Source organism: Mycobacterium sp. SM3041 (assembly GCF_039668335.1).
Taxonomy (GTDB): domain Bacteria; phylum Actinomycetota; class Actinomycetes; order Mycobacteriales; family Mycobacteriaceae; genus Mycobacterium.
In genome coordinates, this window is sequence record NZ_JAYXBQ010000072.1 from 202,485 (window position 1) to 223,634 (window position 21,150).

Consider the following 21,150-nt stretch of genomic DNA (forward strand, 5'->3'; position numbering starts at 1 on the left):
CCAGGCAACACCGGAATCCTAACCAACCAGCCGGTTGGTTTGAAGGGTCAAGTCCTCGGGGTCAGCCCTTGTGCGCTGTCACGAAGGTGGAAAACGCCTTGTCATCGGTGGTATCGACCTGCACCCATCGATTCAGCCTCCGCATCTCCTCCTGCGAGGTGACCGACGTCGACGTCCAACCATGCGAGTCCAGCCACTCGGCCACATCGGCGCGGTCGGGGTCCTCGTACATCAAATCCTGCACGTTCATGACCTGACCCATGCCGAACTGCCCGGCGAGCTTGTCGAACCGGTCCCGCATCCGCTGGCGGCGTTCAGCGGCGTGCTCACCGACCGTCTCGACCGAGACGCGGCTACCCGGCGCGCTCAGCGCCGTGATGTTCTCGAAGAGGCGGTCCTGCGCTTCGGCCGGCAGGTACATCAGCAGCCCTTCCGCCAGCCAGGCGGTCGGTACCGAATCGTCGAATCCCGCTTCCCGCAACGCTTTCGGCCAGTCATTGCGCAGGTCGATCGGCAGCTGATGCAGTGCCGCCGTCGGTGTCGCGCCGTGGGCCCTGAGGGTCTCGTCCTTGTACTCGAGCACCTTCGGCTGATCGATCTCGAAGACCGTCGTGCCGGCCGGCCAGTCCAATCGGTAGGCGCGCGAATCCAGCCCGGACGCGAGGATCACCACCTGACGGATGCCGGCCGCCACGGCAGCGGCGAAGTAGGCGTCGAAGAAGTGCGTACGCACCGCCTGGTAGTTGCCCATGTGCTCGAGGACCGCAGCCACCTCGGGGTCGGCGCCGGCCATCCGGTTGTTGAAGTCGGCGTCGAGGATCGTCTCCCACACACCTGTTCCGGCGCCGGCCACCAGGATTTTCGCGAACGGATCGCGGATCAGCGCGTCGTCGCGCTCGGTTTCCCCGGCGCGGGCGGCGGCCACCATCACCGCCGTCGCGCCCACACTGCTAGCGATATCCCAGGTGTCGTCGTCGGAGCGCTCGCTGCTCATGTACCAGATGTACCAGCTGATGCCGGTCTATTCGGTGACCTGCCACAGCTTGTTGGCCAGCAAGAGTTCGAGCCGCTCGATGACGGCGGTCAGCTCCTGGTGGCTGCCGACATAGCCGGCGTAGAAACCCATGCCCCACATCACGGCGATGAGCATCTCCACCACGGTGGAGACGTCGGTATCGACGGCCAGCTCGCCGCGTTCGACGGCGTCGCTGACGGCCCAGGTCACGAAGTCACGGGAGGCCACGAGCGCGTCGTGCTCCTCCTGGCGCAATTCAGGATGTCGCTGTGCCTCGAGGATCGAGGTCACCAGGAACGCCGCAGCGGACCGGTCCTCGGAGTCGGCCTGGATGGCGGCGACGAAAAATGACGACAGGCGCCGGATGAAGGTGGTCTCTTCCTCGGCCCGGCGACGGCCCGCAGCGACGACCATGGCGTTGGTCTGATCAAGGACCTCGCCGTAGAGCACGCGCTTGTTCGCGAAGTAGTGATTGATCGCTGGGCGCGTCAGATCTGCACGGATCGCAATGGCTTGGAATGTTGCTGCGTCATAACCAAGTTCACTGAAAACCTCGCGTGCGGCGCGCAGGATGCGCTCACGAGTTTCGGCCGCCTTCGCCGCGGGAGGGCGACCCGGGCCTCGGGTGGCGATGTACGGCATCGTCAAATTGTGCCATAGATCTCGGCCCGGCCCTGCTCGTATGCGACGCACGGCCGTCAAAATTGCCTCTCCCAGCAAACTTGCAGTTCTGTCAACAACCGATTGCTGCGCAGCGCGCGGTTCGCGGCCGCCGCCCGGTCCCGATCGGTAGCCCGGCCAGGAACGACCCCGGGGCCACCGGCGGCCGCGGGAGACCGCGACCACAGGCGTGTTGTTGCCGACGCATGGCGGCGTCAGCCAAATTAATGTTGGGCGCCATGGCGGGCGTGGTGTCGCGAGAGTCGCCGGCGTTGCGCCGGCAGCAGCTCGTCACCCGGCTGCGCGACAAGGATCCCGAGTACGACGCGCTTCGGCGAGCGACCCGCGCCGGTGTGGTGCTCCCGGTCGTCGCGATCGCCGGGCTGGCCGCCGGGACCGCCGTCGGCAGCAGGTCGCAGACGACCATGTTCGCCATCTTCGGCGCCGTCGCGTTGCTGGTCGTAGTGGATTTTCCCGGTAACCGCCCGGCCCGGGCGCTGGCCTACGCCGGGCTCGGCTTCAACGGCGCGGTCCTGATCACCCTGGGCACACTGCTGTCCCCGCATCCGTGGCTGGCGGTGCCGGCGATGTTCGCCGTCGGGTTTCTGGTGACGTTCTCCGGTGTCCTCAGCGAGATCATCGCCGCCGGGCAGCGCGCCACCCTGATGACGTTCGTGCTGCCGGTGTGCACACCGGTGGGGCCGGTCCCCGATCGGCTGCTCGGCTGGGCCGTCGCCTGGGCCATTGCCGTCCCGGCCGCACTGTTCCTGTTGCCGCCCACCCATCACGACGACCTGCGTAAGCACGCCGCGCAGGTGTGCCGCCTGCTGGCAGCCCGCCTGGAGGGGTCCGCCACAGCCCAGGAGCTGTCCGACGCGATGGAGGCCCTGGCCGACAACTTCCTCGGTGCCGACTTTCGCCCCGTCGGCCTGACCGCCGGCAGCCGCGCCCTGGTGCGGGTCGTCGATGACCTGCGCTGGCTGTGCGACCGCGCCACCGACGCCACCGGGTCCCTGCTCGCCGAGACGCGTGGGCCGGCCATCCGGGTGCTCAACGACTGTGCCCGGGTGCTCAGCACGCCGCGGGCCGCGGGCCGCGATCGCTACCGCGCCGACCTGGCAGACGCCCTGACCGCGCATCGGGCCGCGACCCGCGGGCGCTACCGCGAGGACATCGAGCAGATCCGGGCCGAGCCCGACGATCTGCTGGCCGTCGCGACGGGCCGAAAACTGTTGCGGCTGCGCACCTTCTCGGCGTGTATCGGGGCGACCGGCCGTGTCATCGGACTGGCGGCCGACGCCGACGCCCGGCCGGTATGGGCCCGCGTGCTGGGTCGGCGGCTGCCGGCGCACGGGAACCTCGACCGGGTACTGTCCGAATCCCAGGCCGTATCCGCCATCCCGTCGGGTTTCGTCGCGACGCGAGCGGTGGTGGTGCAGAACAGTCTTCGCACCGGAATCGGACTGGCCGTGGCCGTGGCCGTCGTCCATCTGTTTCCCCTGCAGCACGGATTCTGGATCGCCATGGCGTCGCTTTCGGTCCTGCGCAGCAGCGCGCTGACCACCGGGACCCGCGTGCTGCGTGCCGTCGGCGGCACCGCGATCGGATTTCTGCTCGGCACCGTGGTGATCCATCTGATCGGCGCGAACCCCGTGCTGCTGTGGTTCGTCCTGCCCGTCGTGGCGTTCGGCTCGGCTTATGTGCCCGACGTGTTCTCGTTCGTCGCGGGCCAGGCGATGTTCACGATGCTGGTGCTCACCATCTACAACCTGATCAGCCCGGCGGGCTGGCGCGTCGGGCTGATCAGGTTGGAGAACGTGTTGGTAGGTGCCGCGGTCGGCGTCGTGGTGTCGCTGCTGCTGTGGCCGCGCGGTTCGGCGGCGGTCGTGCAGCGCACGCTGGAATCGGCGCGTACCGCCGGCACGCGGTATCTGACCGCGGCCGTGCGGCGCGTGACCCGCGGCGCTTCAGAGGCCGCCACCGACAGGGTGCACGCCCTGAGCTTCGACGCCCTGACGGCCTCCCGCACCGTGGATGATGCGGTGCGGCACTTTCTTTCGGAGAGCAGCGGCGCCACGGAGCTGCGGGCACCGGTGGTCCGGGCCGCCAATCAGACGGTCCGGTTGCGGGCCGCGGCCGACCTCATCGCTGACGTCGTGCCGCCGCCCCTGGGTCCGTATCGAGCCGCCCGCGAGGTGCTCGAAGCGCACACCGCGTCGATCTGCGCCCGGATAGCGGGCACCGAAAACCCCGGCGCCGCAGGGTGCGCACCCATCAGTGACGACTTCGTGCTCGCCCTGCGCGCCGAGACCGGCGGCGGAAACCTGTCGGTCGAGGCGGCGCTGCCTCTGGTGACCGTCGCCGCCAGCCTCGGCGAGCTGGAATTGCTCTATCCGGATCCGGCGCCCGCCTGATCAGCGGCCGGGCCGGTGCGGCTTCAGGGCGTCCGGCGGAATAGTGCCGAACTTGCCGGACTGGAAGTCCTCGAACGCCTCGATGAGCTCCGACTTGGAGTTCATCACGAACGGGCCGTAGTGGAAGACCGGTTCCCGGATGGGCTGGCCGCCGAGCAACAGCACCTCGAGCGCAGGCCGGTTGGAGTCCTGGCCTTCGTCGGCAGCGACGGTGATCCGGTCCCCCGGCCCCAGCACCGCGAGCTGGCCCTGGTGGATGGGGTGGCCGACGGGTCCGACGGTGCCACGTCCGGAGAGGATGTAGACGAGCGCGTTGAACTTGCGGTTCCACGGCACATCGAGTCGCGCTCCGGGTGCAATTGTCGCGTGCGCCATGGTGATTGGCGTGTACGTACCGCCGGGACCCTTGGCGTCACCGATTTCGCCGGCGATGACGCGGACCAGCGCACCGCCGTCGTCCGACGACAGCAGCGTCACATCGGTGCCCTCGATGGCCTGGTACCGGGGGGCGGCGAACTTGTCCTTCTTGGGCAGGTTCACCCACAGCTGCAGGCCGTGGAACAGGCCACCGCTCTCGACCAGTTCGGCCGGCGGCGTCTCGATGTGCAGGATGCCCGACCCGGCGGTCATCCACTGCGTGGCGCCGTCGGTGATCAGTCCGCCGCCACCATGGGAATCCTGGTGCGCGAAGCGGCCGTCGAGCATGTAGGTCACCGTCTCGAACCCGCGGTGCGGGTGCCAGTCGGTGCCCCTCGGTTCACCGGGTTCGTACTCGACCTCACCCATCTGGTCCAGATGGACGAACGGGTCGAGGTCGGCCGGGCTGACCCCGGCGAAGGCTCGGACCACCGGGAAACCCTCGCCCTCGTAGCCACGGGGACCGGTGGTGATGGACCGCACCGGGCGTTCTGTGTCGCTCGGCGCAGCGGAAGCAATACGCGGCAAGCTGATCGTGTCAGCGGTGATAGCAGGCATGCCACCTATAACCGGACTACGGTCCGATTAATTCCGGGTGCTATGGCGCCCCGATATCCGCTGGTCAGTGCGACGCAAGCGCAGCGAGCGCCGCGCTGCGGGCGTCCGCCGACGACTCGGCCGCCAACGCCGCTTCCGCGGCTGCCCGGCACTGCTCGAGCGTCACCCCGGACAGTGCGGCGCCGACCGCACGCACCGCGGCTGCCGCCGTCGACAGTGACGTCACGCCCAATCCGACCAACACGCACGCCAGTGCCGGGTCGGCCGCAGCCTCGCCACACACGCCGACCGGCTTGCCGTGCTCGGCACCCGCCTTGGCGGCCGTGCCCACCAACGCCAGCACCGCCGGCTGCCACGGGTCGCTCAGCGTGGCCAGATCGGCCGACATCCGGTCGGCGGCCATCGTGTACTGCGTCAGATCGTTGGTGCCGATCGACAAGAAGTCGACGTGCCGCAGAATCCGATCAGCCAGCAACGCCGCCGCGGGCACCTCGATCATCACGCCGGGCGTCAGGCCGAAGGACCGCACTTGTGCCGCAAAGGCTTTCGCCTCCGCCGGCGTCGCGATCATCGGCGCCATCACCCACGGACCCTGCCCGGTCGCGGTGGCCGCAGCTGCGATGGCCTCGAGTTGGCGGGTCAGCAGCTCCGGATTTCCCTGGGCGATGCGGATACCGCGAACGCCGAGAGCCGGATTGGCCTCATCGGCATGCCCGGCGAAGCGCAGCGGCTTGTCCGAACCCGCATCGAGCGTGCGTACCACGACTTTTCGATCAGGGAACGCGGCCAGCACGTCACCGTAGATCTGCGCCTGCTCCTCGACGGTCGGTTCGAGATCCCGATTCAGAAAACACAATTCGGTACGGAACAGACCGATGCCCTCCGCCGGCGTCTCGGCCGCCGCCTGCGCCGCGGCACCGTCCTGCACGTTGGCGAGCACCGCGACCCGATGTCCGTCAGCGGTGGCACCGGGGCCACGCCAGCTGTCGGCGAGGTCGGCCTCACGGCGCGCCCGGGCCACGGCAGCGGCGGCCAACGACGCGTCGGGCTCGATCTCCACGGTGCCGCTCGTGCCGTCCACCAGCACCATCGTTCCGGACTGCACCTGCTCGAGCCCGGCGACCGCCACGACACACGGAATGCCCAGTTGCCGGGCGATGATCGCGGTGTGGCTGGTCGGCCCACCGAGGCTGGTCACCAACGCCACCACCAGATTCGGGTCCAGCCCGGCGGTGTCGGCGGGCGCCAGGTCCTCGGCGCACAGCACTGACGGCACATCCGGCACCGGCACCCCGGGCTCGGGCAGTCCCCGCAGTTCGGCGATCACCCGGTCCCGGATATCCCTGAGGTCGGCGACCCGTTCGGCCATGAGTCCGCCCATGCGCGTGAACATCTCGACGAACTGGTCCGCCGTCGCGACGACCGCACGAACGGCGGTCATGCCATCGGCGATGCGCTTGTCCGTCGCCGACGCCCAGGCGCGGTCCTGTGCGAGGGTCGCGGTGGTGGCCAGGACCTCGGCAGCGGCGCCGGTGGCGCGCGCAGCGCGGCTGCGAAGCCGGTCCGCGACCGTCACCGAGGCCGCCGCGAAGCGCTCCCGCTCCCCCGGCCGCTCCGGCTCTCCCAGTTCAGCGGCGGTGCCGTCGGCGTCCGGCTTCGGTCGCGCCCCCGGCCACAACACCGGCGCGTACCGCACTCCGCCGACGGCGGGAACTCCGTGCAGCACCACAGGTGCATCGCTGGTCGAACGATCGGTTTCCACGTCGACTACCAAAGGCGACGGGCTCACAGATGTCTGGCTCATGTGATGTAGATTACTCCGAACCGTTGACAAGTCAACACATCCAAGCGTAAAACAAACAATACAAAGATCGAATCGGATGCGTTCCCACACAACTGGAGGGTCATGTACGCGGAAGAACGGCAGCAAGCCATCGCCGCGCGAGTCCTCGCCGACGGTCGCGCCTCCGTCAACGAACTCGCCGAGACCTACGACGTCACCACCGAAACCGTGCGCCGGGACCTCGACGTCCTCGACAAGGCCGGCGTCATCCGGCGGGTGCACGGGGGAGCGGTACCCGCCCGCACCCTGCACCTCGTCGAGCAGGGCGTCGTCCAGCGGGACTCCACCCAGACCCAGCAGAAGGCCGCCATCGCGGCGGCGGCCGTCGCCCTGCTTCCCGCCACCGGTGGAACGGTGCTGATCGACGCCGGCACCACCACCGCGCGCATCGCCGACCTCATCCCCACCGACCGCGACCTCGTCGTCATCACGAACTCCATCCCGGCGGCCGCGAAGCTGACGTCCAACCCGACGGTGTCCCTGCAGTTGCTGGGCGGCCGCGTCCGCAGCCTCACCCAGGCCGTGGTGGGGGAGCAGGCCCTGCGCACACTGGACTCCCTGCGTGTCGACGTCGCCTTCCTCGGCACCAACGGCATCAGCGTCCGGCACGGCTTCTCCACCCCGGACAGCGACGAGGCCGCCATCAAACGCGCCATGGTCCACTGCGCCAACCACGTTGTGGTGACGGCGGATTCGAGCAAATTCGGCCGGGAAGACCTGGTCAGTTTCGCGCCACTGTCGGCGGTGCGAACCGTCGTCACCGACACCGAGATCCGCGCCCACGAGCGTCAACAACTCATCGACGCCGGCGTCGACGTCATCTGTGCGGAGGCCGGCGCATGATCGTCACCGTCACCCTGAACCCGAGCCTCGACCGCACCCTGTCGCTCGACGAGCCGCTGACCAGGGGAGCGGTACACCGCCTCACGCCCGTCTCCACCGAGCCGGGAGGCAAGGGCGTCAACGTATCTCGCGCGCTGACCCAGAACGGTGTGGACACCGTCGCACTGCTGCCGGCCGCCGACCACGATCCGATCCTGGCGGGGCTGACGGCCCGCGGCGTGCCGTTCCACAACATCGCCATCCCGGGCGTCGTCCGCAGCAACCTGACCATCACCGAAAAAGATGGCACCACAACCAAACTCAACGAACCAGGGGCACATCTGGACGCCGCCGCGCTGGCAGCCCTGACCGCGGTCGTCTGCGACCGCGCCGCGGAAGCCTCCTGGGTGGTGCTGTCCGGATCGCTGCCGCCCGGGGTTCCCGACGACTGGTACGCCGACGTCGCAGCCCGGCTGGCGGCACTGCCGTGCCGCGTCGCGGTGGACACCTCCGAGCGACCGCTCACCGCCTTGGCCGAAGCCTTCGCCACCGCCGCCCCTGACCTCATCAAGCCCAACTCCGAGGAACTGGCCTGGCTGACCGGCCGTTCCGCGCAGGAACTGGAAGACGCTGCCGCGCAAGGTGATCCGCTGCCCGTCGTAGCCGCGGCCCGTCAGCTCGTCGACCGCGGGGCCGGCACGGTGCTCGTCACGCTCGGCGGCGCGGGCGCCGTCCTGGTCGACCGGGACGGGACGTGGGCGGCCACGGCCCCGTCGATCGTGCCGCGCAGCACCGTCGGCGCCGGTGACGCGTCACTGGCGGGATACCTCGCCGCCACCATCGCCGGCGCCGCGCCGGAGCAGCGGCTCCAGACCGCCGTCGCCTACGGCAGCGCCGCTGCGTCGCTGCCGGGCTCAGCACTGCCCAGCCCAGACCAGATCGACGTGAAAGCCGTTCGGGTACAGGCTGTCACGTCCGCCTCCGCCCACCTCTGATCCGTCTGATCCAAAAGGAACACCCATGCCGATCATCACCTCGGAACTCGTCGCACTCGACGTCGACGCCGGTCCCGACAAGCAGAATGTGATCGAACTACTGGCCGCCCGGATGGCCGAAACGGGCCGTGCCACCAACGGAGACGGACTCGTCGAGGCCGCCCTGGCGCGTGAATCCCAGTCGGCCACCGGGCTTCCCGGCGGCATCGCGATCCCGCACTGCCGATCGCCCCATGTCGACGAACCGACCATCGGCTTCGCCCGCCTGGCGCCCGCGGTCCCGTTCGGCGCCCCCGACGGTCCCGCCGACCTCGCGTTCCTCATCGCCGCACCGGAATCCGGCGGCGCCGAGCACATGAAGCTGCTGTCGAGCCTGGCCCGGGCCCTGGTCCGCAAGGATTTCGTCGAACAGCTGCGTGCCGCGGGCACCGCCGATGAAGTGGTCGCACTCGTCGAGGGTGTGGTCAGCCCGGTACCGGCAGCCACGGCCGCATCCGCGACGCCGGCTCCGGTCGCTCCCGCCGCCGAGCCCGCACCCAAGGCCTCGATCATCGCGATCACGGCGTGCCCCACCGGAATTGCCCACACATACATGGCCGCCGACGCCCTGAAACTGGCCGCCGACCGCGCCGGTGTGCATTTCACCGTCGAAACCCAGGGCTCGTCCGGCTCCACCCCGTTGTCGGCCGAGACCATCGCCGCCGCCGACGCCGTCATCTTCGCCACCGATGTCGGGGTCAAGGACAAGCAGCGCTTCGTCGGCAAGCCCGTCATCGCCTCCGGGGTCAAGCGGGCCATCAACGAACCCGACACCATGATCGCCGAAGCCGTTGCGGCGGCGAAGGATCCGCAGGCCGCCCGAGTCCAGGGCGACGCCGCGGCGCCCGCCACCGAGAACCGCGGCGGGCTGGGCTGGGGCACCCGACTGCGCCAGATCCTGCTGACGGGCGTCAGCTACATGATCCCGTTCGTGGCGGCCGGCGGCCTGCTGATCGCGCTGGGCTTCCTGTTCGGGGGCTACGAGATCGCCAACAAGCCTGCCGGACAATCGGATTCGCTCGCGCACATCATCGCGACCACCAACTCGCTGACCAACCTGCCCGCGGGCGGCCTGATGCAGTACCTCGGCGCGGTGCTGTTCACCCTGGGCGGGCTGGCCTTCGGCTTCCTCGTCCCGGCGCTCGCCGGGTACATCTCCTTCGCCATCGCCGACCGCCCCGGCATCGCACCGGGTTTCACCGCGGGCGCGGTGGCCGTCACCGTCGGCGGCGGATTCATCGGTGGCATCGTCGGCGGCCTCATCGCCGGCTTCGCCGCACTGTGGATCGCGTCGTTCAAGGTGCCCCAGTGGTTCCGCGGCCTCATGCCGGTGGTGGTGATCCCGCTCGGCGCCTCGCTGATCGTCGGCCTGTCGATGTTCCTGCTGCTGGGCCGTCCGCTGGCGGCCGTCACCTCGGGTCTGACCCATTGGCTCGGCAGCATGTCCGGCAGTTCGCTGATCCTGCTCGGCGTCATCCTGGGCCTCATGATGTGCTTCGACCTGGGCGGACCGGTCAACAAGGCCGCTTACTCCTTCGCCGCCGCCGGGCTCAACATCACCGACGTCGCATCGCTGCGGATCATGGCCGCCGTCATGGCGGCCGGCATGGTGCCGCCGCTGGCCATGGCGTTGGCCTCCGCCCTCCGGCCCCGCCTGTTCACCGAACCCGAACGCGAGAACGGCCGGGCCGCATGGCTTCTCGGCGCCTGCTTCATCAGTGAGGGCGCCATCCCGTTCGCCGCCGCCGACCCGCTGCGCGTCATCCCGTCGATGATGTTCGGCGGCGCCGTCACCGGCGCCATGGTGATGGCGTTCGACGTGACGTCCAAGGCACCGCACGGCGGCATCTTCGTCTTCTTCGCCATCGGAAACCTCATCTGGTTCGTGGTGGCGGTGCTCGTCGGCGCCGTCTGCAGTGCAGTTGCGGTCATCGCCGCCAAGAGCGCCGGCAGGTCGCTCCCGCCGGTCGACACGACCGCGGCCCTGCAGCCCGCCGCCAGCTGAAACTTCCCGATCAAGGAACCAACCCAACAACACAAGGAGAAGCCATGCCCAGCAAGACCGTCACCGTCGGATCCGCCGTCGGCCTGCATGCCCGTCCGGCAGCCGTCATCTCCGAGGCCGTCATCAATTCCGGAGCGCAGGTCACCCTGGCGGTCGACGGCGGGGAACCCGTGGACGCCGGCTCGGCCCTGATGATCATGACGCTCGGCGCAGGCAACGGAGCGCAGGTGACGGTGGCGTCCGACGACGAAACCGCCGTGGCGACCATCGCGGACCTGGTGTCGCAGGACCTCGACGCCTGACGCGCGTCGCTCGGGGTCGCTCCCGGCAGCCACAGAAAGCGCACAGAGCCCCCGCTACGCACCACTAGTATGAATTCGTGCTAGATGCGTACGGGGAGGGCATCGCGGAACACGGCGGTGTCGTAGCGGGGAAAATGTCACGGGGGACTCGGAACATCACGAGCGGCCGTCCCCATGGTGGGGGCGGTAGCTCGTGCGCCGTCTAGCCGCCCTGGCTGCGGCGCTGCTGCTGGCTGTCGCCAGCGCACCGCCCGCGATGGCCATCGAACCGCCGGCCATCGACCCCGGCGCCGTCCCGCCCGACGACACCGGCCCCGATCAGCCGATGGAGCAGCGCAAGATCTGCTCCGCGCCGACCGTGCTGCCGAACACCAACTTCGCCGACAAGCCCTGGGCGGCCGACTATCTGCACCTCGCCGAGGCGCAGAAGTTCGCCACCGGAGCGGGCGTCACCGTCGCCGTCATCGACACCGGTGTGAACGCCTCGCCGCGGGTTCCGGCCGAGCCCGGCGGCGATTTCGTCGACAAGGGCGGCAACGGCCTGTCGGACTGCGACGCCCACGGCACGCTGACCGCGTCGATCATCGCCGGCCGCCCGGCGCCGACGGACGCGTTCGTCGGCGTCGCCCCCGAAGCCCGCATCCTGTCGCTGCGCCAGACTTCCGAGGCGTTCCAGCCCAAGGACTCCCGCAGTGACCCCAATGACCCGAACACCACGCAGACCGCCGGGTCGCTGCGCAGCCTGGCCCGCGCCATCGTGCACGCCGCGAACCTCGGCGCCCAGGTCATCAACATCTCGGAAGCCGCCTGCTACAAGGTGACCCGGGCCATCAACGAGACCACCGTCGGGTCGGCCATCGCGTATGCGGTCAACGTCAAGAACGCCGTGGTGGTCGTCGCGGCCGGCAACACCGGCCAGGACTGCAGCCAGAACCCGCCGCCGGACGCCGCCGTGCCGTCGGACCCGCGGGGCTGGAAGCAGGTGCAGACCATCGTCTCGCCCGCCTGGTACTCGCCGCTGGTGCTGACCGTCGGCGGCATCGGACCGCAGGGCCAGCCGAGCAACTTCTCGATGTCCGGCCCCTGGGTCGGCGCGGCCGCGCCCGCCGAAGGCGACACCGCGCTGGGCTACGACGGCAATCCCGTCAACGCGCTGACCGGCCAAGACGGCCCGATCCCGATCAACGGCACGTCGTTCGCGGCCGCGTACGTCTCGGGCCTGGCGGCACTGCTGCGGCAGCGGTTCCCCGACCTGACGGCCGCGCAGATCGTCACCCGCATCACCGCGACGGCGCGGCATCCCGGTGGGGGAGTGGACAACTACGTCGGCGCCGGTGTCATCGACCCGGTGGCGGCGCTGACCTGGGATGTTCCCGCCGGCCCCAAGCAGGCGCCCTACCAGGTCAAGAGCATTCCGCCGCCGGTGTACATCCCGCCGCCCGACCGCGGACCCATCACCATGGTCGTCGTGGCCGGTGCCGCGCTGATCGTGCTGCTCGGCCTGGGCGCGGTGACCCGCCGTGCGCTGAGGCGCCGATGAGGCACTTCGGGCTCCGCTTCACCACGGGGCACCTGCTGTGGGCGGCCACGCTGGTGCCGGCCGTCGTGCTGCTGTGCATGCATTTCAACCTGCTGTGGCTCGGCATCACGCTCGGTGTCCTGATCGCGCTGTTCTCGGTCCTCGCCATCCGCGGACGGCGGCTGACGGGCTGGATCGCCGCGATGTTCGCCTGGCGGCGCCGGCACAAGGTTGCCCCACCGGCGCCCTCGGAGCCGGCCGTCGGAGCGACCGTCATGCCCGGCGACCACGTCGCGGTGCGCTGGCTGGGTGACCACCTGATCTCGGTGGTCGAACTGGTGCCGCGCTCGTTCACCCCCACGGTGATCGTCAACGGCGAGGCATTCACCGACGACAACCTCGACACCCGACTGGTGGAGCAGTTACTCGCGGCACACGGACCGGACCTCGAGGCGGACATCGTCTCGGCCGGCTACCGCGTCGGAAAGACCGCCCCGTCGAGCGTCGTCGCGCTGTACGAGCAGGTGGTCGGCCCCTACGCCGCCCCGGCCAATCGGCGGACCTGGATCGTGTTGCGCGCCAACCCCGACGAGACCCGCCGGTCGGCCCTGCGCCGCGGCACCGGGATCTCCGGCCTGGCCAGCTACCTGGTGGCGACCACCACCCGCATCGCCGACCAGTTGGCCAGCCACGGCATCGACGCCCGCCCCGCCCGCAGCTTCGAGGAGTACGACCGCGCGACCGCGATCAGCTTCGAGCGCGAGACATGGTCAACCATCAAGGGCCGCAGCACATTTACCGCGGCCTACTCGGCACCCGGCGGCCCCAACATGTGGTGGTCGGCCCGCGCCGACCACACGATCACCAGGGTCCGGGTGAAGCCGGGACACGCGCCGACGGCGACCGTGCTGCTGACGACGCTGGCCACGCCGACGACACCCCGCGGCTTCTCGTGTCTGTTCGGTGGGCAGCGCGCCGCGCTCGAGGGGCTGAGCCCGATCACCGACCGGCACTACGAGCTGCCGATCGGCTCGGCCGGCGTGCTGGTGGGGGAGACGGCCGACCGGTACCCGGTCTACATGCCGTTCGACAACGTGGACTCCACGATCAACCTGGGCGACGCGCACGTGTTCACGCAGTTCGTCGTCCGCTCGGCGGCTGCGGGCGCCGTCGTCACCTTGGCGCCGCAGTTCAAGGAATTTGCGGGGTTCATCAACGCCCGGATCGGGAATGTTCCGAAGGTGGTGTGGCCCAACGCCACCACCTATCTGGGTCCACACCCGGGTATTTCACGAATTCTGTTGCGCCACAACTTTATCGACACGCCTCGCCACCGTCAGCTGCCCATCCAGCTGATCAACCCGCGCGAGGAGAGCCGGTTCCAGATGGCGCTGGAGAAGTAAGGGGGAGCAAGTAGATGGCTGGAAAACTGAAAGTCTCCTCGGAGACGCTGAACGCAAAGGCCGCTGAAGTCGACGTGGACCTGCCGACTTTGCCGCCGGCGCCCAAAGCGCCATGTGAGTTGGCAATCGCGCAAGAGGCCACCGGTTTCCTCATGAACAACCTGCAGCAGCTCGACGCTGCACTCAAGGCTGGGCGAGCTCAGAATCGGCGACTGGCCGCCTGCCTGCGGGCGGCTGCCGCGGCCTACGACGCCGCCGACGCGGCCGGGAAATCCGGCATCGACGCCACCAAGCTGGGCGCCGGCGGGGGTGCACCGATCACCCCCAACCTGCCGCCGGCTCCGGCCCCCGCTGACCCGGTCGGCAGCTTGCCCTGGATGCTCGAATCGCTTGGCGGAGCCGAATCGCATCCCAGTAATCCCGGCATGGACTGGGAGGTGGCCGCCAAGGAGATCAACGGCGGCGACCAAGGGGCCTCGATGATCGAGTTCGGCGCGAAAATGACCGCAGTGGCAGCGAAACTGGCCGAACTGAACAGCAAGTTCAATATGTCCGGCGTCGAGTGGGAAGGCGACGCCGCCGAAGCCGCAGAAAATGCGCTCAAGGATTATTCGACCTGGTTGACGGCGATGACCGCGGCAGCAAACAACCTGGCCGTCCAGGCCATCGAACTATCCACGATCCATGGCGGCAGGCGACCTGAGCACCCCAGCATGCAGGACGTGGCGGACTACGAGAACGCCAGCGTGCTCGCGACGGTGGGTCAGGCGGCATACGACTTCTTCACCGGCCACGCGACCAAGCAGCAGGAATCCGACACTGTGCGGGCCAGGTACGCCCAACAGGCGACCATTCGTTCTCTCGTCACACCGCCACCACCCAACTTCGGGTCGACCGCGTGGCCCGCCGTAAAGCCTGGGGATGTGGCGAAGAAAGACGGCAATGGCACGGGCACGCCCCAAGCGCCTGGCGGGGGCAGCCCGTCCGGCGGCGGCGGTGGGACGCCGAGCGGTGGAGCGCCGTCGATGCCGGAATCGCCGAGCGTCAGCCCAGCCAGCGCCGGTGCCCAGAAGCCCGAGGGCGGCGGATCACCTTCTGGCGGTTCACCTTCCGGCGGCGGCTCACCGTCAGGCGGATCCGGACAGGGTTCACCGAGCGGCGGGATGCCCGGCGGCTTGGGCGGCGACAAGCCCGAGATGCCGAGCCTGCCCGACGGCCCGAGCGTGAGCCCGGCCTCCGCCGGCGGCGGCGCGGGCGGGGGATCCGGCGGCGGTGGCGGTGGACTGGGCGGCCAGCCCATGCAGCCGGCGGCCGTCGCACCCGCGTTGGGTTCAGCCGGCGGTGCGGCAGCAGGCGGCGCGAGCCAGGCTGCGGGTCGTCCCCCTGTCGGCGGCGGTATGGGCGGCGGCATGGGCGGCATGGGCCACGGCGCCGGCGGCCGCGAAGGCGGCAAGGAGAAGAAGCGCAACGCGAATCTTTCTCCCGACGAGGTCCTGTACAAGGAGGACCGCGCGTTCACGGACGGCGTCATCGGGCACCGGCGCCGCACCAAGATCGATGACAAGAAGGACAACAAATGATCGAGATGCATCCCGAGGTCGCTGCGGTTCTCCAGCAGGCCCAGCGCCTGCAGTCGGTCATGGACGAGCAGCTCGCCAAGATGAACACCGAGTCGTTCACCGCGACCGACGAAGCCAAGACCGTCGAGGTCACCCTCAACGGGCACCACTGGCTGACGGATCTGTTCATCGAGGACGGCCTGCTCCGCCTCGGCGCGGACACCGTGGAAGCCCGGATCAACGAGGCCCTGGGTAACGCGACCGCGAAGGCCACCGAGTCCATTGACGCCGACCGGGCCCGTCTCAACGAGCTGGTCGCCGAGATCACGGCCAGTAATCCGCCCGCGCAGCCGTAGCGGTCACTGGATGACGACCGCCAAACTGGCCGCGGCGACTGCGGCCGTTGCACTGCTGGCCGGCTGCACGACGGTGACGACCGGCGATGCGACAAAAGATCCGTCGTTCAAACCGGGTGACGCCATTGTCAGCCTGCTGAACCCGGGCAACTACCCGACGGCACCGAAGCCAGGGCCTGCGATGAAACCGGGAGCCGAGAGCGGCCGGATCATCGACGGCGAACGCATGGGCGAGTACGTCGTTGGGCCGTGGGAGGTTGATCCGCAGCTGCTGCACGTCGGCTTCATTTCGACCGGCTTGTTGTTCAGTGTCGTATCGCTCCTGTCGCCAGAGCTAGACCAACTGGCCCAACAGCATCACTTGATCTACGGATTCGGCTCTGGCCGCCACACGGACGCCAACGCCGACCACCTCCGCAAACTACAGAACACCGTTTTGCGCTTTCCAAATCCCGACGAAGCGGCTGCCGCAGCATCTGATCTCTACACCCAGCACCCGGGCATCCACGACCCCTCAACGAAACCCAACATTCCGGTACCTGGGCACCCGGAGTCGCGGATGCTCCAAACCACCATGCCGGACGGGACGTACGCCACTTCGATCATTTCGCCGCATGGCCCATATGTCTTGATCCAAAGCGGCATGGCACAGGAAAGCGCCGACGTCTCCCTGCAATTGGCCCTCAAAGCGCTCGATATGCAGGCGCCCAGGATCGATGACTTCAAGCCAACTGATCCCAGCCAGTTCGCGACCATGCAGACCGATCCTGAAGGATTGCTCACGCGGACGGTGCCCACCAAGGAACACAAGGGAAATCAAGGCTTGTGGGGGCCACGTGGCCTGCTTCATTTTGATGACGACCCGGTCCAAACCGCAGCGGCGTTGACGGCGGCCGGCGTAGACGTCATCTCGGTGCGCGGCGCCTACCTCTATCGAGCCAAGGACGCCGCGGCTGCGACGCAGCTGGCTCAGAAGTTGGCCCAGCCTGGCGGCAAAAACCCCAGTGAACCGGGCCCCGTCGTACCCGGCCTGCCCTCGGCCAAGTGCCGGGCGATCAATTATGCCGACGTGAAGGCGCTCGTCTACGACTGCGTCACGTCGTTCGACCGATGGGTGTATACGGCGTCCTCGTTGCAGCCATTCGACGCCACACAACGAATGGCATCCCAATACCTGCTGCTGACTGCGAAATAGCGCCACCTCGGTTCAACGCGCTCCGACCACCGAGCCACGGCGACTGAGGCACTCAAACACTCGAATGCGTACAGTTCGCGGAGAGTAACTGCGCACTGCCTCGGCGTTGCGCAGTCCGGGGAGACGATGGGGAGCGTCATGAAGATCGCCAGGTTGACCGCAGCGACTGCCGCAGTGTCAGTGCTGGCGGGCTGCACAACGGTGACGACGGGTGACGCGGCCAAAGACCCGTCATTCAAGTCAGGCGACGCCATCGTGAGCCTCCTCAATCCCGGAAACTATCCGACGGCACCCAAGCCCGGGCCCGCGATGAAACCAGGCGCCGAATCTGGACGCCTCATCGATGCCGAACGGCTCGGCGAATTCGTCGTCGGACCGTGGGAAGTGGATCCCACCCTGATCAGCATCGGGGTGAACGTGACGGGCCTGTTTCTCGATGCCGACCGTCTGAACAGCGTCGAACCCGGTCCCATGAAGCAGATCGCGAAAGATCATCAACTGATCAATGGGTTCGGTTCCGGTCGCGGAACCAACCGCGGCGCGGATCACGACAACCAATTGGTGATTCTGGTGCTGCGCTTCCCAACTGCTGACTTGGCCAACGATGCCGCCCGCCAATTCTCAGAGCAGGCGCCGGTCATCGATCGGGCCGCACCCAATCAACCGATACCAATTCCCGGACACCCGGAAGCGCTCGCTCATGAGTCCACAACAGCAGACCGTAGTTTCACGGTCAGTGCGTATACGCCGCACGGGCCATACGTGCTCTATCAATACGCGTTGAGTGACGTAAACGTCGACACCGCAACACAGTTCGTTGCCAAGGCGTTGGACCTGCAGACTTCGCGCATCGACAAGTTCCAGCCAACCGATCCAGCACAGTTCGCCACCATGCAGACCGATCCTGAAGGCCTGCTCAGCCGGACGGTTCCCACGAAGGAACACACGGGCAATCAGGGCCTATGGGGGCCGCGCGGCATACTTCATTTCAGTGACGACCCACTGCAAACGGGTACCGACCTGACGGCAGCCGGCGTAGACGTCGTTTCGGTACGCGGCACCCACATCTACCGTGCCAAGGACGCCGCGGCCGCGACGCAGCTCGCGCAGAAGTTCGCCGAGCCCGACGCTAAGAATCCCACCGAACCGGGCCCCGCCGTAGCCGGTCTCCCCTCCGCGAAGTGCCAGGCAACCGACGCCGCCGAGGTAAAGGCGCGGGTCTACTCCTGCGCTGCAGCACTGGACCGGTGGGTCTATACCGCAGCATCGTTGCAACCATTCGACGCCACCCAGCGGATGGCCTCCCAATATCTGCTGCTGACTGCGAAATAATCGGACGACAATGACCTCGACCTTCAATCCCGGCGACATCGTGGCCGGCTACACCATCGAATCCGTCCTCGGTGTCGGCGGCATGGGTGTGGTCTATAAGGCCAAGAACCCCCAGCTGCCTCGCAGCGATGCCCTGAAGGTTCTCACCACCTCCATTCAAGGGGACGGCCAGTTCCGTGAGCGCTTCCTCCGCGAAGCCAACGTCGCCGCCACCCTCGACCACCCCAACATCGTCGCGGTCTACTCGCGCGGCGAAACCGAGGCGGGCCAGCTGTGGATCGCCATGCAATACGTCGCGGGCACCGACGCCGACCAGGAAGTCCGGTCCGGGCGAATGTCACCCGCGCGGGCGGCCCGCATCATCACCGAAGTTGCCAAGGCTCTCGACTACGCACACCGCCGCGGCATCATGCACCGCGACGTCAAGCCCGCCAATTTCCTGCTGGCCAATCCAGAGGATCCCGGCGATGACGAACGGGTCTTCCTGGCGGACTTCGGAATTGCTCGTGCATTCGACGATGCCGCGCACCTGACCACCGATGGTTCGGTCATGGCGTCCATCGCCTACGCCCCGCCCGAAGCACTGAGCGGGCAGCACGTCGATTCTCGAGCAGATGTCTATTCGCTGGCCTGCAGCTTCTTCGTGCTGCTCACCGGCCGGACGCCGTACGGTGGTCTGCCCGGCGGCATAGCCGCGATCGCCGCGGCACACGTGACAGGAGAGATACCGCGTGTCACTGACCGCGTGCCCCACCTGCCGTGGGCACTGAACGAAGTGATCGCCCGGGGGATGGCAAAAGATCCCAACGCTCGATTCCAGACCGCGCGCGAATTCGCCGCCGCGGCCACGGCCGCCATTGCGAACACCGGGCCCGCGCCACAGCCACCCGGCCAACTGCCACCTCCGGGACCGCAATCATGGCCGCCGCATCAGCCGACGCCGCCCAGCGGCGTGCTGACATATCCGAGCGGGCAGTTCAGCGGTCCCTACCCACCCGGACCACCACGCGGCCCGATGCCTCGCCAGATGGCGGCACCCCATTCTCCAGCCCCGCAACAGAAGAGTTCGCGCAAACGTCGACTGGTCATCGGCGCCGCGGCAGCTGCCGTGGTCACCGTCATCGTGGTCGTCGCCTCGATACTGCTCATCGGCAAGCCCGGTGCCCCGGCTTACACCGCGCAGTCGTTCACCCACGCCCACGGCAGCACCGAAATCACCAAGGCACCAACAGCTGTCGCCGCCCTTGGCCCCGGCGACGCCGATGCAGTGCTGTCTCTCGGCCTACAACCGGTGGCCATCGCCGGCGCAGGCACGTCCCTGCCTTCGTGGTTGCAGTCCAAGATCACCGGGAACCCGTCGGTCAAGGACACCGTCGGTTTCATCGACACCAGCGCCATCCAGGCCGCCAAACCCGACGTCATCATCGCGACCGGCGAGATCGACGACGCGACCTACCAGCGCCTCGCTGCTATCGCCCCGACCGTGACTCAGCCGAAAGACACCAGCCGGGCATGGAACTGGCAGACCCAGCTCAAATGGGTTGGCAAGATTCTCGGCCGCGACAAGGACGCCGACAACCTCATCGATCAGGTGTCGTCCCAGCAGACCGACCTGAAGAATCAGAATCCGCGAGCCGCAGGGAAGAGCGTCCAGGTGATCCACGTGTCGGACGACGGCGTCAGCCAGACGCTGACACCATCCAACGCGGCGGACTATCTCAGTTCGCTCGGTTTGAACTACGACGCCGAATTGCGTCGCAAGTCAGGCGACAGTAGTTCAACCCGGTCGATGCCAGACCTTGGGAAATTGTTCTTGATTCACAGCGAAGTGCTGGTCGTCGTGCGCACCGACAAAGCGGCCGGCAACGGTGGGGCAGCAGGGCTTCCTTACCAATTGGCCGCCTACCGCGGATCGATGATCATCGTGGATGACCCTAATAGTGTTGCAGCACTTGCCGATCCCGGTGGTTACCTGGCTACTGAGTATCTCAACGCCAACTTTGTTCCGCTGATGAGCGTCATCCGCTGAGTCACAGGCCTGCCGCAATCTTCGCCACCAGGTCGCGCCCCTTGTTCCCGACGTTCGGAGCACACACCCGCACATCGATGATCACGTTCCTTCGTGCACCCAATGAGTGCTGACAAGGAACTCGGGTGCCATCGCCGGCCATGCCCGACACCGGAACGCTCGCAACGGAATCGACCGATTCAACTTTCTCCAGCGCATACGTGAGGGGCACCTGACCGCCCGTGACCGTCGCCTGCTGGTTCTGGCATGACCGCCAGTGTCGGGCGGTCCTGTCACGAAAGTCCGCCGCCTCCGCATCTGTGGGAAACGCGGCAACCACCTGCACGACTTGAGCATGTTGATCACCGTGGAGCAGCTGCCCCGCGAAACCTGTTCGGCCGTAGTACCCAATAGTGTCGAGAGCCGGCATGACAGCTTCGAGGCACCGAATAGGTTCCACCCTCAGCTTGGTATCCGGCTTCCTGAAGATCGCCTCCGGCGTCATGGCGACGCCCACCAGATCGCTGATCTCAGAGGGAGAGCCCAACAACTTCGGCAGGCCGGCATCATCAACAGGTTTGGCGACAGCTGACGTCGACGTCGTCGGAGAAGCGACAGCCGTGGCTGTCGTGGCCGTGCCCGAGACCTTCCGGTCGGTGACCGAACAACCCGCCGCCACGACGACCACCGCTCCGATGAGCATTCCAG

The 21,150-nt window shown here is 68.0% G+C and carries 17 protein-coding genes; 12 read left to right on the plus strand and 5 right to left on the minus strand.

All coding sequences use genetic code 11. The annotated features are described in order from the left end of the window. Positions 1 to 61: 61 nt before the first annotated feature. Positions 62 to 994, minus strand: coding sequence for a class I SAM-dependent methyltransferase (locus VXD91_RS23360; protein WP_267324415.1), 933 nt, complete (start codon positions 992 to 994; stop codon positions 62 to 64). A 27-nt stretch (positions 995 to 1,021) separates the two neighbouring features. Next, entirely contained in the window at positions 1,022 to 1,657 is a 636-nt protein-coding gene (locus VXD91_RS23365; protein ID WP_267324414.1) for a TetR/AcrR family transcriptional regulator, read from the minus strand. A gap of 257 nt (positions 1,658 to 1,914) precedes the next feature. Between VXD91_RS23365 and VXD91_RS23370 the strand changes: the two genes are divergently transcribed. Then, positions 1,915 to 4,089, plus strand: coding sequence for an FUSC family protein (locus VXD91_RS23370; RefSeq protein WP_267324413.1), 2,175 nt, complete (start codon positions 1,915 to 1,917; stop codon positions 4,087 to 4,089). Here VXD91_RS23370 and VXD91_RS23375 read toward each other — a convergent pair whose 3' ends face one another. Further along, entirely contained in the window at positions 4,090 to 5,064 is a 975-nt protein-coding gene (locus VXD91_RS23375) for a pirin family protein (protein WP_346416582.1), read from the minus strand. 64 nt (positions 5,065 to 5,128) lie between these two features. Then, on the minus strand, positions 5,129 to 6,868 hold the full coding sequence (ptsP, locus tag VXD91_RS23380) for a phosphoenolpyruvate--protein phosphotransferase (RefSeq protein WP_267324411.1): 1,740 nt from the start codon (positions 6,866 to 6,868) through the stop codon (positions 5,129 to 5,131). Positions 6,869 to 6,970: 102 nt separating this feature from the next. Between ptsP and VXD91_RS23385 the strand changes: the two genes are divergently transcribed. From VXD91_RS23385 to VXD91_RS23435, 11 genes are all read left to right on the plus strand, one after another. Next, positions 6,971 to 7,750: a DeoR/GlpR family DNA-binding transcription regulator gene (locus tag VXD91_RS23385; RefSeq protein ID WP_135357151.1), complete on the plus strand. Its 780-nt coding sequence runs from the start codon at positions 6,971 to 6,973 to the stop codon at positions 7,748 to 7,750. Next, positions 7,747 to 8,724 (plus strand): 1-phosphofructokinase, encoded by a 978-nt coding sequence (pfkB, locus tag VXD91_RS23390; protein WP_064858586.1) that lies wholly within the window; start codon positions 7,747 to 7,749, stop codon positions 8,722 to 8,724. Before VXD91_RS23385 ends, pfkB begins: the two co-directional genes overlap by 4 nt. 25 nt (positions 8,725 to 8,749) lie before the next feature. Continuing rightward, on the plus strand, positions 8,750 to 10,768 hold the full coding sequence (locus VXD91_RS23395) for a fructose-specific PTS transporter subunit EIIC (RefSeq protein WP_064858587.1): 2,019 nt from the start codon (positions 8,750 to 8,752) through the stop codon (positions 10,766 to 10,768). 44 nt (positions 10,769 to 10,812) lie between these two features. Beyond that, entirely contained in the window at positions 10,813 to 11,070 is a 258-nt protein-coding gene (locus VXD91_RS23400; RefSeq protein WP_061000546.1) for an HPr family phosphocarrier protein, read from the plus strand. A gap of 193 nt (positions 11,071 to 11,263) precedes the next feature. After that, the gene (gene mycP, locus VXD91_RS23405; RefSeq protein ID WP_064858588.1) at positions 11,264 to 12,610 is read left to right on the plus strand and encodes a type VII secretion-associated serine protease mycosin; all 1,347 of its coding nucleotides are present in this window, start codon (positions 11,264 to 11,266) and stop codon (positions 12,608 to 12,610) included. Further along, positions 12,607 to 13,992, plus strand: coding sequence for a type VII secretion protein EccE (gene eccE, locus VXD91_RS23410; RefSeq protein WP_064858589.1), 1,386 nt, complete (start codon positions 12,607 to 12,609; stop codon positions 13,990 to 13,992). The genes mycP and eccE overlap by 4 nt, the downstream gene beginning before the upstream one ends. 14 nt (positions 13,993 to 14,006) lie before the next feature. Beyond that, positions 14,007 to 15,572, plus strand: coding sequence for a hypothetical protein (locus tag VXD91_RS23415; protein ID WP_064858590.1), 1,566 nt, complete (start codon positions 14,007 to 14,009; stop codon positions 15,570 to 15,572). After that, positions 15,569 to 15,907, plus strand: a complete 339-nt coding sequence (locus VXD91_RS23420) for a YbaB/EbfC family nucleoid-associated protein (RefSeq protein ID WP_020099970.1) — start codon at positions 15,569 to 15,571, stop codon at positions 15,905 to 15,907. Before VXD91_RS23415 ends, VXD91_RS23420 begins: the two co-directional genes overlap by 4 nt. Positions 15,908 to 15,917: 10 nt before the next feature. Beyond that, complete coding sequence (locus VXD91_RS23425; protein ID WP_061000554.1) at positions 15,918 to 17,102, plus strand: hypothetical protein; 1,185 nt, start codon at positions 15,918 to 15,920, stop codon at positions 17,100 to 17,102. A gap of 138 nt (positions 17,103 to 17,240) precedes the next feature. Next, positions 17,241 to 18,434 carry a hypothetical protein gene (locus tag VXD91_RS23430; RefSeq protein ID WP_346416583.1) on the plus strand — a complete coding sequence of 398 codons (1,194 nt, stop codon included), beginning with the start codon at positions 17,241 to 17,243 and terminating at the stop codon, positions 18,432 to 18,434. A 10-nt stretch (positions 18,435 to 18,444) separates the two neighbouring features. Next, on the plus strand, positions 18,445 to 20,463 hold the full coding sequence (locus VXD91_RS23435) for a serine/threonine-protein kinase (RefSeq protein ID WP_061000557.1): 2,019 nt from the start codon (positions 18,445 to 18,447) through the stop codon (positions 20,461 to 20,463). Position 20,464: 1 nt separating this feature from the next. On the opposite strand, the gene VXD91_RS23440 is transcribed toward VXD91_RS23435, so the two are convergent. Next, the gene (locus tag VXD91_RS23440; protein WP_064858593.1) at positions 20,465 to 21,145 is read right to left on the minus strand and encodes a sensor domain-containing protein; all 681 of its coding nucleotides are present in this window, start codon (positions 21,143 to 21,145) and stop codon (positions 20,465 to 20,467) included. Between the last annotated feature and the right edge of the window lie 5 nt (positions 21,146 to 21,150).

Bases quoted from the DNA above. Each gene is read 5' to 3' on its own strand.
- VXD91_RS23360 (WP_267324415.1), bottom strand. From the start codon at position 994: ATGAGCAGCGAGCGCTCCGACGACGACACCTGGGATATCGCTAGCAGT.
- VXD91_RS23365 (WP_267324414.1), bottom strand. From the start codon at position 1,657: ATGCCGTACATCGCCACCCGAGGCCCGGGTCGCCCTCCCGCGGCGAAG.
- VXD91_RS23370 (WP_267324413.1), top strand. From the start codon at position 1,915: ATGGCGGGCGTGGTGTCGCGAGAGTCGCCGGCGTTGCGCCGGCAGCAG.
- VXD91_RS23375 (WP_346416582.1), bottom strand. From the start codon at position 5,064: ATGCCTGCTATCACCGCTGACACGATCAGCTTGCCGCGTATTGCTTCC.
- ptsP (WP_267324411.1), bottom strand. From the start codon at position 6,868: ATGAGCCAGACATCTGTGAGCCCGTCGCCTTTGGTAGTCGACGTGGAA.
- VXD91_RS23385 (WP_135357151.1), top strand. From the start codon at position 6,971: ATGTACGCGGAAGAACGGCAGCAAGCCATCGCCGCGCGAGTCCTCGCC.
- pfkB (WP_064858586.1), top strand. From the start codon at position 7,747: ATGATCGTCACCGTCACCCTGAACCCGAGCCTCGACCGCACCCTGTCG.
- VXD91_RS23395 (WP_064858587.1), top strand. From the start codon at position 8,750: ATGCCGATCATCACCTCGGAACTCGTCGCACTCGACGTCGACGCCGGT.
- VXD91_RS23400 (WP_061000546.1), top strand. From the start codon at position 10,813: ATGCCCAGCAAGACCGTCACCGTCGGATCCGCCGTCGGCCTGCATGCC.
- eccE (WP_064858589.1), top strand. From the start codon at position 12,607: ATGAGGCACTTCGGGCTCCGCTTCACCACGGGGCACCTGCTGTGGGCG.
- VXD91_RS23415 (WP_064858590.1), top strand. From the start codon at position 14,007: ATGGCTGGAAAACTGAAAGTCTCCTCGGAGACGCTGAACGCAAAGGCC.
- VXD91_RS23420 (WP_020099970.1), top strand. From the start codon at position 15,569: ATGATCGAGATGCATCCCGAGGTCGCTGCGGTTCTCCAGCAGGCCCAG.
- VXD91_RS23425 (WP_061000554.1), top strand. From the start codon at position 15,918: ATGACGACCGCCAAACTGGCCGCGGCGACTGCGGCCGTTGCACTGCTG.
- VXD91_RS23430 (WP_346416583.1), top strand. From the start codon at position 17,241: ATGAAGATCGCCAGGTTGACCGCAGCGACTGCCGCAGTGTCAGTGCTG.
- VXD91_RS23435 (WP_061000557.1), top strand. From the start codon at position 18,445: ATGACCTCGACCTTCAATCCCGGCGACATCGTGGCCGGCTACACCATC.
- VXD91_RS23440 (WP_064858593.1), bottom strand. From the start codon at position 21,145: ATGCTCATCGGAGCGGTGGTCGTCGTGGCGGCGGGTTGTTCGGTCACC.